Origin of the sequence: Sphingomonas sp. MS122 (assembly GCF_049532975.1) — a bacterium.
GTDB lineage: Bacteria > Pseudomonadota > Alphaproteobacteria > Sphingomonadales > Sphingomonadaceae > Sphingomonas.
On sequence record NZ_CP186695.1, the window covers coordinates 1,093,764 to 1,107,983 of the forward strand.

The 14,220-nt window shown below is 69.7% G+C and carries 13 protein-coding genes; 7 read left to right on the plus strand and 6 right to left on the minus strand.

Features of this window, described 5'->3' with window-relative positions; translation table 11 throughout:
• The first annotated feature begins 44 nt into the window (after positions 1–44).
• Positions 45–1,682: an ATP-binding protein gene (locus ACO227_RS05045; RefSeq protein ID WP_423607259.1), complete on the plus strand. Its 1,638-nt coding sequence runs from the start codon at positions 45–47 to the stop codon at positions 1,680–1,682.
• 11 nt (positions 1,683–1,693) lie between these two features.
• Here the strand turns inward: ACO227_RS05045 and ACO227_RS05050 are convergent, their stop codons facing one another.
• Positions 1,694–2,380 (minus strand): LamG-like jellyroll fold domain-containing protein, encoded by a 687-nt coding sequence (locus ACO227_RS05050; protein ID WP_423605802.1) that lies wholly within the window; start codon positions 2,378–2,380, stop codon positions 1,694–1,696.
• A complete protein-coding gene (locus tag ACO227_RS05055; RefSeq protein ID WP_423605804.1) occupies positions 2,377–3,876 on the minus strand; it encodes a M23 family metallopeptidase in 1,500 nt (499 codons plus the stop codon). Before ACO227_RS05055 ends, ACO227_RS05050 begins: the two co-directional genes overlap by 4 nt.
• Before the next feature lie 223 nt (positions 3,877–4,099).
• On the opposite strand from ACO227_RS05055, the gene ACO227_RS05060 reads away from it, so the two are divergent.
• From ACO227_RS05060 to ACO227_RS05085, 6 genes are all read left to right on the plus strand, one after another.
• Positions 4,100–6,586, plus strand: a complete 2,487-nt coding sequence (locus tag ACO227_RS05060) for a helicase-related protein (protein ID WP_423605806.1) — start codon at positions 4,100–4,102, stop codon at positions 6,584–6,586.
• Positions 6,579–6,884 carry an RNA-binding S4 domain-containing protein gene (locus ACO227_RS05065; RefSeq protein ID WP_423605808.1) on the plus strand — a complete coding sequence of 102 codons (306 nt, stop codon included), beginning with the start codon at positions 6,579–6,581 and terminating at the stop codon, positions 6,882–6,884. Before ACO227_RS05060 ends, ACO227_RS05065 begins: the two co-directional genes overlap by 8 nt.
• A 180-nt stretch (positions 6,885–7,064) precedes the next feature.
• Positions 7,065–7,406, plus strand: a complete 342-nt coding sequence (fdxA, locus tag ACO227_RS05070; RefSeq protein ID WP_423605810.1) for a ferredoxin FdxA — start codon at positions 7,065–7,067, stop codon at positions 7,404–7,406.
• 282 nt (positions 7,407–7,688) lie between these two features.
• Complete coding sequence (locus ACO227_RS05075; protein ID WP_423605811.1) at positions 7,689–8,222, plus strand: CarD family transcriptional regulator; 534 nt, start codon at positions 7,689–7,691, stop codon at positions 8,220–8,222.
• Positions 8,223–8,344: 122 nt separating this feature from the next.
• Positions 8,345–9,070 carry a head GIN domain-containing protein gene (locus ACO227_RS05080; protein ID WP_423605813.1) on the plus strand — a complete coding sequence of 242 codons (726 nt, stop codon included), beginning with the start codon at positions 8,345–8,347 and terminating at the stop codon, positions 9,068–9,070.
• 76 nt (positions 9,071–9,146) lie between these two features.
• Positions 9,147–9,845, plus strand: a complete 699-nt coding sequence (locus ACO227_RS05085) for a GIN domain-containing protein (protein ID WP_423605815.1) — start codon at positions 9,147–9,149, stop codon at positions 9,843–9,845.
• Between the two features lie 4 nt (positions 9,846–9,849).
• Here ACO227_RS05085 and pdeM read toward each other — a convergent pair whose 3' ends face one another.
• The 4 genes from pdeM to ACO227_RS05105 all read right to left on the minus strand — a co-directional run bounded on the left by pdeM (position 9,850) and on the right by ACO227_RS05105 (position 14,183).
• On the minus strand, positions 9,850–10,512 hold the full coding sequence (pdeM, locus tag ACO227_RS05090) for a ligase-associated DNA damage response endonuclease PdeM (protein WP_423605817.1): 663 nt from the start codon (positions 10,510–10,512) through the stop codon (positions 9,850–9,852).
• Positions 10,513–10,543: 31 nt separating this feature from the next.
• Positions 10,544–11,485, minus strand: a complete 942-nt coding sequence (locus ACO227_RS05095) for an aspartyl protease family protein (protein ID WP_423605819.1) — start codon at positions 11,483–11,485, stop codon at positions 10,544–10,546.
• Positions 11,486–11,562: 77 nt separating this feature from the next.
• The gene (locus tag ACO227_RS05100) at positions 11,563–13,896 is read right to left on the minus strand and encodes a ligase-associated DNA damage response DEXH box helicase (protein WP_423607261.1); all 2,334 of its coding nucleotides are present in this window, start codon (positions 13,894–13,896) and stop codon (positions 11,563–11,565) included.
• 101 nt (positions 13,897–13,997) lie between these two features.
• A complete protein-coding gene (locus ACO227_RS05105; protein ID WP_423605821.1) occupies positions 13,998–14,183 on the minus strand; it encodes a hypothetical protein in 186 nt (61 codons plus the stop codon).
• Positions 14,184–14,220: the final 37 nt, after the last annotated feature.

Sequence of the window (14,220 nt, forward strand, 5' to 3'; positions counted from 1 at the left end):
GTGCCTTGACGACCGAGGATCTGGGCGGACAGCATTTTGATCATATCCGTCCCGCCTCCGATGCGGCGCTGCCGGCTGCCCCCAGGGCGTTGACCGGCATCGGCTCGGTGTTCGCGATCGGCGGCGCGTCGAGCGAGGTCGTGCTCGATCCGGTCGCGCTCGAATCGCTCTCGGGCAGCGCCGATCCCGCGGTAGCCAATGCCGGCACGGTCGGCAGCCAGGTCAAGATCCGCGCCGGTGCCACCTGGCTGGTGGCGAACGTCCGCGCGCTCCGCGCCGACGATGCGAGCGGCCGCATCCTCGCCCAGGTCGACTTCCTCGGCGAAGGCGTCGAGGAGAAGCTGACCGGCAAGCTCTACGGCTTCCGCCGCGGCGTCACGCGCTACCCCGCGCCGGGCACCGCGGTGTTCCCGGTCTCGACCGCGGATCTGAAGCAGATCTACGCCGCCGACGACCGCCCGCATATCGAGGTCGGCAACGTCTATCCGACCAAGGACATCCGCGCCGCGCTCTATGTCGACGCGATGCTCGGCAAGCATTTCGCGCTGCTCGGCTCGACCGGCACCGGCAAGTCGACCAGCGCCGCGCTGATCCTGCACCGCATCTGCGACCTCGCGCCGCGCGGCCACATCGTGATGATCGACCCGCATGGCGAATATTCGGCGGCGTTCCAGACCAATGGCGCGCTGTTCGACGTGTCGAACCTCGCCATGCCCTATTGGCTGATGAACTTCGAGGAACATTGCGAGGTCTTCGTCACCACCGAAGGGTCGGACCGCCAGATCGACGCCGACATCCTCGCCAAGTGCATCCTGATGGCCAAGCAGAAGAACCGGCTCGCCGCCGAGTTCGGCAAGCTCACCGTCGACGCGCCGATCCCCTATCTCCTGTCCGATCTCACCACGACCATCCAGAACGAGATGGGCAAGATGGACAAGGCGACCGATACCGCTCCCTATCTGCGCCTCAAGGGCAAGATCGACGAGATCAAGGCCGATCCCCGCTATGCCTTCATGTTCTCCGGCATGCTGGTGGCGGACACGATGGCGAACTTCATCAGCCGCATCTTCCGCCTGCCCGGCGACGGCAAGCCGATCTCGATCATCGACGTGTCGGGCGTGCCGAGCGAGATCACCTCGGTCGTGGTCGCGGTTCTGAGCCGGATGGTGTTCGACTATGCGATCTGGTCGCGCGGCGAATCGCAGCGCCCGATCCTGCTGGTGTGCGAGGAAGCGCACCGCTATGTCCCCAACGAGCGCAACGCCGACGGCTCCTCGGTCGGCCGCATCCTCAGCCGCATCGCCAAGGAAGGCCGCAAATACGGCGTGTCGCTCGGCCTGATCACGCAGCGCCCGTCGGACCTTGCCGAGGGCGTGCTGTCGCAGTGCGGCACGATCATCGCGATGCGCCTCAACAACGATCGCGACCAGGCGTTCGTGCGCGCGGCGATGCCCGAGGGCGCGCGCGGCTTCCTCGACTCGATCCCGGCGCTGCGCAACCGCGAGTGCATCATGGTCGGCGAGGGCGTGGCGACGCCGGTGCGCGTCGCGTTCGATTCGCTCGAGGAGGCCAAGCGCCCGGCGTCGAGCGATCCGGTCTTCTCCGAGCTGTGGAAGCATAGCGGCGGCGAGGATTCGAGCCTCGAACGCACCATTCGCCGCTGGCGCGCCCAGGGACGCTGATCCCGCCCGCGTCAGCGCGGGATCGGCAAAACGAACCGGCCGGGCGCAAGCGCTTCGCGAGCGAACGCCGCCTGTCGCACGGCGCCGCGGAACGGGCTGACCCGGTTCATCCGCATCCCGATCGAGGCGCGGCCCGGCGCCTGCGGCGTGAAGGCGAGCGGCGCCTCGGCCTGCAGCGCGCCGTTCACATAGGCACGGTAGATCGACCCGTCATAGCTTTGCGCGACATGATACCAACGCCCGACCGGGAAGCGCTTCTCCGGGACGATCAGGGGCTGCCGATAGCCCGGGCCGAGCACGAACGTGTCGAGATGCCATTCGCCCCCCTCGACGCGGATCTCGAACAGCATGCGCGATCCGGTCTTCGCCGTCGGATCGGTGCCTTCGCCGCCACTCTCCAAATGGAACCAGCGCTGCTCGAACGCGCCGCCATCGGGCCGGAACAGCGCCTCGAAGGTGAAGCGCGCGGCCCCGGCCAGCGGATGCGCGTCGACGAACAGCACGTCGCGCACGCCGTCGAACGCGACCGCACGGCCGAGCGGCGAGCGGATCACGCGCGGCGCACCCTCGACGCGCACGTCGCGCCCGCCGATCCGCTTCAGATTGTCGAAGGTCCAGATCTCCGCCCGGCCGTGCGCCAGAGCGGGAGTCGCCGCCACTGCCGCCAGCCCGCCGATCAGCGTGCGGCGATCGATCACTCCTCGCGCTCGGCCTGCTTCACCCGCGTACCGCCCACCGGCACCGCGAGCAGCCGCGCGAGCTTGGCCTTGAACTCGCGCAAGTCGCCGCCGCTCAGCGACTGGACGACCGAGAAGGACACCGAACGCGGATTGATCGCGACGCCGTTGCGATAGAGCTCGTAATGGAGGTGCGGCCCGGTCGAGATGCCGGTCGAGCCGACATAGCCGATCACCTGGCCGCGCGTGACGCGCTGGCCGCTGCTCACCGCGATCCGGCTCATATGGCCATAGCCGGTACCCATGCCCGCGCTGTGGTTCAGCCGCACGAAATTGCCATAGCCGCCATTGCGCCCGGCAAAGGCGACCGTGCCGTCGTTCGCCGCGCGGATCGGCGAGCCATAGCCCGCGGCGATGTCGAGCCCCTTGTGCATGCGCGAGAAGCCGAGCACCGGATGCCGGCGCAGGCCGAAGCCCGAGCTGATCCGGCCCGAGGCGGGCATCGCCATCTGGCCCTTGCGCTCGCCCGTGCCCTTGCCGTCATACCAGGTGGTGCGGCCATCCTCTTCCCAGCGCACCAGCTGGAGCTTGCCCGCTTCGCCGTTGAGCCCGGCATAGAGGAGATTGCCCATCTGCACTTCGCCGGTCGCCGCCTTGGCCTGCTCGACGATGATGTCGAACTCGCTGTCGGCGCCGACCCGGCCGATCGGCACGCGCGTCGCGATCGAGCGGATATAGGCCTCGACCGCCTTGGCGGGCACGCCCGCGGCGCGCGCCGAGCGATAGAGGCTGTCGCCGACCCGCCCGCGCACGCGCAGCGGGGTGTGGTCGATCGCGATCGGGATCTCGTTGAGCGCGAGCGCGGAACCGCTGCGCACCAGCTCGAGGCTGAGGTCGAAGCGCGCGCGGAACGCCAGCTTCTCGAGCGGGCGCGGCTGCGACTTGTCGGTGCGGCGGCCGAGCGTCAGGTCGAGCTGCGTGCCCGACTTGAGGTCGCCGAGCGCCACCGCCTCCGCGACCAGGTCGGCGGCGCGCGCCGCGTCGCCCTTGCCGACGCCCGAGCGCATCAGCGCGGTCTGCAACGCGCCGCCGCTGCCCAGGGTCACCGTATGCTGCAGGATCGGGCGTTCGGGCGTGTCGGTGAGGTTGGCGACGAGGTTGGTCGCGCCGAGCCTGGTGCCCGTGGTCGATCCGGCGGCGAGCGGCGCGATCGCCTGCGCGCGCGCGATATCGGCGTCGGTGCCGGTCAGCGCGCCGGGCACGCTGGCATAGATCGGCCGTTCGAAGCCGGGCGCGAGCAGCACCACCGCCGCGCACAGGCCGGCGCAGGTCGCAGCGCCGCGGAACCATTCGCCGCTGCCGATCCGCGACCCGAGGTCGGGAACCAGGTCGAGATCGGGAAAGCGCTCGCGCAACTTGTCGGCGATGGTCGGCTTGCGGATGACGAGCGCGCGGCCGAACGAGCGTGCGTTGGTGCCGCCCGCTTGCTCAAGCCCATGATCGCCGCGCAGGAACAAGGTGCGCTGCCCCCCAACAATTACCGTGCGCCGACCCCCGGCACCGGAAGAATGGTTGTGGAACCAAGTCCCTAAAGTCAAATTAAGCAGGCTGACCATTATGGGTAGTTGCGGCGAGTCGTGCGGCGGCGGGGACAGGTCGTGCCGCCCCGTGTTTCATCGCGGGAACAAGTAACACAGGCACTTGCGCGGTCGGCGCCGCCGCCCGATCTTGGACGGTGTAATGAGCCGCTTCGCCAACAGCCCGGTCACCGCGGTGCTCGGGCCCACCAACACCGGCAAGACGCATCTCGCGATCGAGCGGCTGATGGGCCATTCGAGCGGGATGATCGGCTTCCCGCTGCGGCTGCTCGCGCGCGAGGTCTATGACCGGGTGGTCGCGGTGAAGGGGGCGAAGGAAGTCGCGCTGGTCACCGGCGAGGAGCGCATCGTCCCGCCGGGCGCGCGCTGGTTCCTGTGCACCGCGGAATCCATGCCCGCCAATCGAGAAGTCGGCTTCGTCGCGATCGACGAGGGCCAGCTCGGCGCCGATCCCGAGCGCGGCCATGTCTTCACCGACCGCATCCTGCGCGCCCGCGGCCGCGACGAGACGATGATCCTCGGCTCGGATTCGCTGCGTCCGGTGCTGCGCAAACTGGTGCCCGAAGCCGAGATCGTCTCGCGCCCGCGCTTCTCGACCCTGCGCTACGCCGGCGCCAAGAAGCTCTCGCGCCTGCCCAAGCGCTCGGCGATCGTCGCCTTCTCGGCCGAGGAAGTGTACGCCGTGGCCGAGGCGCTGCGCCGCCTGCGCGGGGGCGCGGCGGTGGTGATGGGCGCGCTGTCCCCGCGCACCCGCAACGCCCAGGTCGCGATGTTCCAGTCGGGCGAGGTCGACTATCTCGTCGCCACCGACGCGATCGGCATGGGCCTCAACCTCGATGTCGGTCATGTCGCCTTCGCGTCGCTGTCGAAGTTCGACGGCCGGCGCCAGCGCCGCCTGACCATCGCCGAGATGTCGCAGATCGCCGGCCGCGCCGGGCGCCACCAGCGCGACGGCACCTTCGGCGCCCTGGTCGAAGAAGGGCCGGGCGCCTTCCTGCCCGAGGAGATCCAGGCGATCGAGGACCACGCCGTCCCGCCGCTCGATCACCTGTTCTGGCGCGAGGGCGAGCCCGATCTCGCCAGCCTCGACGCGCTGATCGCCAGCCTCGAGCGCAAGCCCGACTCCCCCGTGCTGCGCGCCGCGCCCGAGGCGGTCGATCTCGCCGTGCTCAAGCGGCTCGCGGGCGAGGATTGGGTGCGCGATCGCGTGCGTTCCTCCAACGCGGTCGGCCGGCTCTGGGCCGCGTGCGGCCTGCCCGATTTCCGCAAGCTCGGCGCCGACCCGCACGCCCGCTTCGTCGCGCGCGTGTTCCGGCACCTGAGCGAAGGCACCGGCCACATCCCGCACCAGTGGTTCGCCGACGAGATCGCTCGGCTCGACCGCATGGACGGCGATGTCGAGACGATCGCCGGCCGCATCGCCGCCGCGCGCAGCTGGGCCTATATCGCGCAGCGCGCCGACTGGCTCGCCGACCCCGCGCTCTGGGCCGAACGCACCCAGTCGCTCGAGGAGAAGCTCTCCGACGCGCTCCACGCCAGCCTGACGCAGCGCTTCGTCGACAAGCGCACCACCGTGCTGCTGCGCCAGATCGGCGCGGGCGCCTCGCACCTCCCCGTCGTGGTCGGGCCGGAGGGCGAGGTCAGCGTCGAGGAGCATGTCCTCGGCCACCTCAACGGCTTCCGCTTCGTGGTCGAGCCCGACGCGCGCGCCGCCGACAAGCGCATGCTGCTGGCGGCGGCCGAGAAGGGGCTGGCGGGCGAGCTGCGCCGCCGCGGCGACGCGCTGATGGTGGCCTCGGACGAGGAACTCGCGCTCGCGACGGCGACCGTGACGTGGCGCGCCGTGCCCGTCGCCACGCTCGAACCCGCCGGCAACCCGGTCCGCCCGCGCATCCGGCTCGACCGCGCGCTCGACGTGCTCGACGCGCGCGTCCGTGCCGCTGTGCAGGCGCGGATCGAGCGCTGGTTCGCCGACCGCATCGCCGCCGACCTCCCCGACCTCGCCACGCTCGATGCGCTGAGCCGTGACGCCGCCGCGGGCGGCCGCGTGCGTGCGCTCGCCGGACTGCTGGTCGAGGCGGGCGGACTGCTCCCGCGTCGCGCCGCCGGCGCGCTGGTCGAGGCGCTCGACCCGAACGACCGCAAGCGGCTGCGCAAGGCCGGCGTGACGATCGGTACGCTCGACATCTTCGCGCCCGCGCTGCTCAAGCCGCGCCCCGCCGCCGCCCGCCGCGCGCTGCTCGGCCTCGACGGCGCCCCGCCCGAGGGCGCCACCGCTCTCCCCCGCGCCGCGCCCGGGGCCGATCTCGAGCACGGCTTCCGTCCGTTCGGCACGCAGGCGGTGCGCATCGACCTCGCCGAGCGCATCGCCCGCGCCGCGCACGACGCGCGCAAGGGCCGCACCCCCTTCACCCCCGATCCCGCGCTCGCCACCTCGATGGGCCTCACCACCGACACGCTCGCCCGGCTGATGGTGCAGATCGGCTTCCAGAGCGTGCGCACCCCCAAAAGCGAGCCGCAGCGCTGGGTGTGGAAGGGGCTGACCCCGCTCGCCAAGCCCAAGGCGCCGCCGCGCGACACCTCGATGGGCCGCGCCTTCGCCCGGCTCGCGGAGCTCGTCGATGAGTGATCCCGGCGCGGCAATGCGCCTCGACCGCTTCCTGTGGTTCGCGCGGCTGGTGAAGACGCGGGGCGCCGCGCAGGACATGGCCGAGGCGGGCACGCTGCGCCTCGACGGACGGCGGATCGAGCGCTCCTCGGCACAGGTCCGCATCGGCTCGGTGATCGCCTTCCCGCTGCGCGGTCGCGTGCGCGTGTTGCGCGTCGAGGCGCTACCCCGCCGCCGCGGCCCGGCGCCCGAAGCGGCGGCGCTCTACCAGGAATTGTTGCCCGGCCCGGCCGCGCCCACGGAAACGCCTGAAATCTGAGAGTGGTTTGAAAATGCGCGAAAGAGCGTATTTCGAGGCGGTATCGGCCCGCTGCGCCGCCAGGCGCACAAACGCTGAGAACGTATCGCAGAAAGCGTCTCTTGATTGACGCGCCCGGAGCGCGGGCATAGCAGGAATGGAGTTCACCGCCCGACGGGCGCTTCAGGGGCCGTAACCGCCATGACCTATGTCGTCACCGATGCCTGCATTCGCTGCAAGTATATGGATTGCGTCGAGGTCTGTCCGGTCGACTGTTTCTACGAGGGCGAGAACATGCTCGTCATCAACCCCAACGAGTGCATCGACTGCGGCGTGTGCGAGCCCGAATGCCCGGCCGAGGCGATCCTGCCCGACACCGAGAGCGGCCTCGAACAGTGGCTCGAGCTCAACAACACCTTCTCCGCGCAATGGCCCAACGTCACGCGCAACGCCGGCCAAACTCCCGAAGACGCCGACGCGCACAAGGGCGAGGAAGGCAAGTACGACAAATATTTCTCGCCCGAGCCCGGTTCGGGCGACTGATTGGCATTTGTTTGAGCCGGTCTGGCGACCGGCTGCGGTTCAGCACGGCTGAACAACAATCGACAACGTTATCTGCCGCGACGCAGCATCCCGAATCCGGCGGATTCCGGGGTGGTAATTTTATTTCATCTGTGTTAAACAGCGCGTCGGACGCGAGGATTCGCGTTTCGGTACTGGAGACCGTTGTTGATTTGCCCCGATCGGCGTCTTCGCCCCGGTATACGCACCGGGCGGCTGACGCAATCCCAAAGGGGCCATGGTGATTAGAAAGGCTTCCCCCACATGGCTGCCAAGGCGCTGTCCTTCGATGTCGGCGATTATGTCGTTTACCCCAAGCACGGCGTGGGCCGTGTGATCGAGCTCCAGAAACAGGAAATCGCGGGCATGCAGCTCGAGCTGTACGTGCTCCGCTTCGAGAAAGAGAAGATGACGCTGCGCGTTCCGACCAACAAGGCGGAGAGCGTGGGCATGCGCAAGCTGTCGAGCGACAAGACGCTCAAGGAAGCGCTCGACACGCTCAAGGGCAAGCCCAAGGTCAAGCGCACCATGTGGTCGCGCCGCGCGCAGGAATATGAGGCGAAGATCAACTCGGGCGACCTCGTGTCGATCGCCGAGGTGGTGCGCGACTTGTTCCGCGCCGACGATCAGCCCGAGCAGAGCTATTCGGAACGCCAGATCTTCGAAGCCGCCGCGTCGCGCCTCGCGCGCGAGCTCGCCGCGATGGAGGAGATCGACGAGAAGGCCGCGCTCGAGAAGATCCTCGAGATCCTGCGCAAGGCCGCGGCGATCTACAACAAGGACAAGGCGCCCGCCTGAACCCGGCCCGGAGGCCGACGATGCGCCGATGCGAAAGGGGCGGCCGGCGACGGCCGCCCTTTTTGTTTGCCTCTACGCCCCTCCAAGTGTATTAGACATACAATACACATAGGAGAGTCGTGATGAAACTCGTTCTTGCCATCACCGCCGCGATCCTGCCGCTCACTGCATGCAACTTCGCCAACGGGATGAGCGGCGACGTCGTCCAGCCGAGCGGATCGGGCGGCACGCGCAGCTTCCAGGTCGCCGATTTCACCGGCGTGTCGCTGCGCGGCGCCGACGATGTCGAGGTCAGGACCGGCCCCGCCTTCGCCGTCACCGCGGAGGGCGACAGCGCCCTGCTCGACCGGCTCGAGATCCGCAAGGACGGCAACACGCTGCGCGTCGGGCGCAAGGAGGGCGACTGGAAATGGGGCGGCGGCAAGGGCGCCAAGGTCACCGTGACCATGCCGCGGCTGGTCAATGCCGACGTCGCCGGCTCGGGCAACATGACCGTCGACCGCGCCGAGGGCGATTTCGGCGGCTCGATCGCGGGCTCGGGCAATCTCAGCATCGCGCAGCTGCGCGGCGGCAAGGCCGACCTGTCGGTCGCCGGCTCCGGCGACCTGCGCATCGCGGCGGGCGAGGCGAGCGAGATCGACGCCTCGATCGCCGGATCGGGCGACATCGACGTGCCCGCGATACGCGCAGCGCGCGGCGACTTCTCGATCGCCGGATCGGGCAACATCCGCGCACAGATCACCGGCGAGGCGGACATCTCGATCGTCGGCTCGGGCAATGTCGATCTGACCGGCGGCGCCAAATGCTCGGTCAGCAAGATGGGCTCGGGCGAGGCGCATTGCCGCTGATCCCCCTACGCGGGTTGGGGGACGGCTGATCGTCCTGGCTTGCGCAGGGCGGGGCATCGATGCGATGCCTCAGCCCATGCGCGTCCTGCTGATCCCGCTCGCCCTCCTTGCCGCCGGAAGCGCTCCGGCGCCCGAGGAGCGCCGCGTCCTGCTCACCGGCTTCGACCGCATCCGCGTCGACGGGCCGTTCGCGGTGCATGTCGTCGAAGGGCCGCCCGCCGCCACGGTCAGCGGCGACCGCCGCGCCGTCGAGGGCGTGAGCGTGCGGAACCAGGGCGGCGTGCTCGTGGTCTCGCGCAATATCCAGACTTCCGAGGGCTGGCGCGGCGACGCGGCGCTGGCCGCCGTCACCGTGGCGGTGCCGCGGCTGCGCAGCGCCAACATCAATGGCGGCGGTAAGCTCGACATCGACCGGATCGAGGGCCAGCGCGTCGAGCTCGGCGTCAACGGCGCGGGATCGCTGAGCGTCGCCCGGCTCGCCGCCGACCAGCTCGTCACCACGCTGACCGGCACCGGCCTGATCAGGCTCGGCGGCGGCACCGCGCGCAATGCCCGCTTCATGAACTACGGCGCCGGCTCGATCGACGCCGCGGGCGTCGCCGTCAACGACCTCACCGTCCATTCGCAGAGCGCGGGCGACGGCAGCTTCACCGCGCGCTTCACCGCCTCGCTCTCGGTGCTCGGCACCGGCGCGGTGCGCGTCGAGGGCAACGCCGCCTGCAGGATCGCGGGGCCCGGTCCGGCCAGCTGCGCGGGCAAGTCGGAGCGGCGCTAGGCGCCTAGGCCGCGATCGGGAAGCGCAGCAGCCGATCCTCCAGCGCGACCAGCGCTTCGGCCCCGCGGCCGACCGCGCGGACGATCTCCGGGTGGTGCGCGTCGAGCCCGCCGGTCAGCGCGCCGAACGCGGGGAGGATCAGCTTGGTCCCGGTCGCGACGAAGCAGCGCCGCGCGACCTGCCGCCCGCGCAGGCGCACGCGCAGCTTGGGATGGAAATGGCCCGACAGCTCGGGCCGCAGTTCGCCGGGCTCGGCCTCGTGGCGCAGCAGCAGCCCGTCGATCTCGGCCTCCTCGACGATCTCGCCGCCGCAATGGTCGATCAGCCCGGCATCGTGGTTGCCGGTGATCCACACCCAGCGCAGCGAGCCGGTCAGCGCCGTCAGCGCGTCGCGCGCCGCGCCGGGCAACCGCTCGCATCCTTCCGAATCGTGGAAGCTGTCGCCCAGGCACCACAGCTCGCGCGCCTGCGTCCGCCCGGCCAGCGCTGTCAGCGCCGCGAGGGTCGCCATCGAATCATAGGGGGGCAGCATCTGGCCCTTAAGCGCGAACCAGCTCGCCTTCTCGAAATGCAGGTCGGCGACGATCAGCGCGCGTCGCGCGGGCCAGTACAGCGCACCCTCGGGCAGCGCACATAATTCCTGACCTGCGAACGAAAAGGGAACCATGAAGCCGCTATCGCCGCGCGCGGCGCGGAGGTCAACCGAGCCGCGTCGCAACCGCACGCTGGCGCGGCATCAGGAATCGCACCTTGCGGTCCGGAAAGTCGATCTCGACCCGGCGGAAGGCGCGCAGCGCGTCCATCCCCAGCATCAGCGCGGGCTCCTTGGACAGGCCGAAATGCTCGAACGGCGGAATGTCCGCGAATGCCACGGGGACGCTGCCGAGCGAAACGCCGCCAAGCTGCACGCGATTGGCGATGTGATAGTTCACCGTCATCTTGTCGCCGGTCACGCTCGTCATCACGATCGGGCCCTTGAGCCGCGTCCGGCGCATCTTTCGCTGCAGCGCCATATTGCCGATGCTGATCTGCGATCCGGTATCGAGCACGACGGTGACCTTCGCTCCTTCGAAGCTCGCTTCGGTGACGATCAGCTGGCCAAACCGGTTTTTCGCCGTGATCACGATCTCGTCGGCGCCGACCGGGACGAAGCTGCGCCTTCCGCCTGCCCGGCGCGACGGCCGCACCGACATGCGTTCCTTGTCGAAATCGATCGACACCATGTGCGTGCGCAGCTGCTCGATCCCGACTAGGCCGTGCGCGCCCATATGCGCGGCTTCCAGCGCCGGCGCATTGAACGCCCGCTGGTCGCGCACCGGCCCCATGCTGAGCGAAGGGACGACCACCGTCGGCACCTTGGTGCTGCCGGTCATCGTCGTCAGCGTGATCTGCGGACCCGGCAAGAGCCGCAAATTACCGGCGAGCTGGCGCGAGATCACGGAGCGCTCGGCGCCGGTGTCGATGATGAAGGGTTGCGGTGTGCTGCCATTGATCGAGACGGGCACGGTCATCCGATCGGAAACATCGCCCAGCGCCAGCGTACCGGTTCCATCCTCGGCCGCGCCTGCCGCGGGCGGCGCCGCAGTCTCCTGGGTCGCCGCAGGGGCAGCGGCGAGCGCGATGAGCAGGGGCGTCAGCACTCGAACTTGCATGGCGGCGCCATGATACGCCTGTTCATGCTGCGCAGCAATTGCCGTTGAGCGGCAAGAATCCGACGTTAGTCGAGCCGCATCGCCTCCGCCGCCAGCGCCTCGGCCTCGATCAGCATCGCGTCCTCGACCGCGCCCTGCGCCACCGTCTCGCGCCCGATCATGATCAGCACCGGCACCGCCATCGGGCTGACGCGGGCGAGGTCGACATGCTCGATCGTGTCCGCCGCGGTGTCGAGCAGCCGCGCGAGCCGCCCGACATCGGTCATCCGCGCCCGCGCATCGGCCCAGGCGGCGCGCATCAGCAAATGATCGGGCTCGTATTTGCGCAGCACGTCGTAGATCAGGTCGGTCGAGAAGGTGACCTGGCGCCCGGTCTTCTTCTTGCCCGGCTGCTGGCGCTCGACCAGCCCGCCGATGATCGCGACCTCGCGAAAGGCCCGCTTGAGCAGCGCCGAGCCCTGCACCCAGTCGACGAACTCGTGCTCGAGGATGTCGGGCGAGAAGAGCGGCGCGGGATCGGTGATCTTCTCCAGCCCGTACACCGCCAGCGCATAGTCGTTCGCGACGAACCCGATCGGCTTGAGCCCCAGCGCCTCCATCCGCCGCGTCACCAGCATGCCGAGCGACTGATGCGCGTTCCACCCCTCGAAGCTGTACACGACCATGTGGTGCCGCCCCTCGTGTGGAAAGGTCTCGACCAGCAGCTTGCCCGGCGCCGGCAGCCGCGAGCGATAGGCCTGCACCTCCAGCCATTCGCGCACGTCCGCCGGGAAGCGCGCCCATGCCGCCGGATCCGCGAAGAAGCGCCGCACGCGCTCGGCCAGCGTCGAGGTGATCGCCAGCCGCGCGCCCATGTACGAGACGAAGCGCGCATTCTTCGCCGTCGCGCGCACGATGATGTCGGTCAGCTCGACTCGCTCGACCTCCAGCGCCATGCCGGCGAAGGTGAAGGTGTCGCCGGGCGAGAGCGTCGCCCCGAACGCCTCCTCGACCTTGCCCAGCCGCCGTCCGTTCCTGAAGCGCACCTCGAGCATCGGCGCCTCGACGATGATGCCCGCGTTCAACCGATGCTGCGCAACGAACGCCGGCTTGGTCACGCGCCACAGCCCGTCCCTGTCGCGCGTCAGCCGCTTGAACCGGTCATAGGCGCGCAGCGAATAGCCGCCATCGGCGATGAAGTTCAGCACGCGCTCGAACGTCTCTTCGGTCAGCGCCGAATAGGGCAATGCGGCCTGCACCTCGCGCAGCAAGTCCGCAGCATCGAACGGCGCGGCGCACGCCACCCCCATCACATGCTGCGCCAGCACGTCGAGCGCGCCGGGGCGGAAGATGTCGGGGTCGAGCTCGCCCGCCTCGACCGCGTCCAGCGCCGCGCGCGCCTCGAGATATTCGAAGCGATTGCCCGGCACGAGCACCGCCTCGCTCGGCTCGTCGAGCCGGTGATTGGCGCGCCCGATCCGCTGCAGCAGGCGCGAGCTGCCCTTGGGCGCGCCCATCTGGATCACGCAATCGACATCGCCCCAGTCGACGCCGAGGTCGAGGCTCGCGGTCGCCACCAGCGCGCGCAGCCTTCCGTCGGCCATCGCCTGTTCGGCCCGCCGCCGTGCCTCGAGGCTGAGGCTGCCGTGATGCACCCCGATCGGCAGCTTGAGCTCGTTCACCTTCCACAGATTCTGGAACACCAGCTCGGCCAGCCCGCGCGTGTTGCAGAACACGATCGTGGTCTTGTGCGTCTCGATCTCCGCCATCACCTGCGGGATCGCATAGACGCCCGAATGGCCCGACCACGGCACGCGCCCCTCGGGCAGCAGGATCGCGATGTCGGGATCGGCGCCCTTCTCGCCGGTCACCAGCTCGACCGCGTCGATCTCGCCATGCGGCGCGAGCCAGGCGCGATAGCCGTCGGGATCGGCCACCGTCGCCGACAGCGCCACCCGTCGCATCTCCGGCGCCAGCGTCTGCAGCCGCGCCAGCGCCAGCGCCAGCAGGTCGCCGCGCTTGCCGGTGGCGAAGGCATGGACCTCGTCCACCACCACCGTCCTGAGGCCCGCGAACATCAGGAAGCTGTCCTCATAGGACAGCAGCAGGCTCAGCGACTCGGGCGTGGTCAGCAGGATCTGCGGCGGCCGCGCGCGCTGGCGCATTTTCCGCTCGTGCGGGGTGTCGCCGGTGCGCGTCTCGACCCGGATGTCGAGTCCCATCTCCTCGATCGGCGTCAGCAGGTTGCGCTGCACGTCCACCGCCAGCGCCTTGAGCGGCGAGATGTAGAGCGTGTGCAACCCTTCGCCCGGGTCCTCGATCAGCTCGCTCAGCGTCGGCAGGAACCCGGCCAGTGTCTTGCCCGCCCCGGTCGCTGCGACCAGCAGCGCATGCCGCCCCGCGCGCCCGGCCGCGAGCATGTCGAGCTGATGCCGCCGCGGCGCCCAGCCGCGCGACGCGAACCAGTCGTTCAGTTGCCGGGGGAGTCCGCCGCTATCCACGCCCGCGTCTTAGCGCAGGCTCACGGCTCGCGCAGCGTGTCCTCGGCATTCTGCGCATCATAGTTGCGTCGCGTCGCTTCCTCGGTGCGCTGCTTCTGGCGCTTGCTGGTGCGATTGTGCAGCACTGCCCAGAGCAGCACCGCGCCCAGGACGATCGGGCCGATGATCACCATCACGCCCTGCAGGCTCGCCATATCGAACGTCATCTCGTCACCTCTCCCCGCATCAACGAAGCCGTCCGCG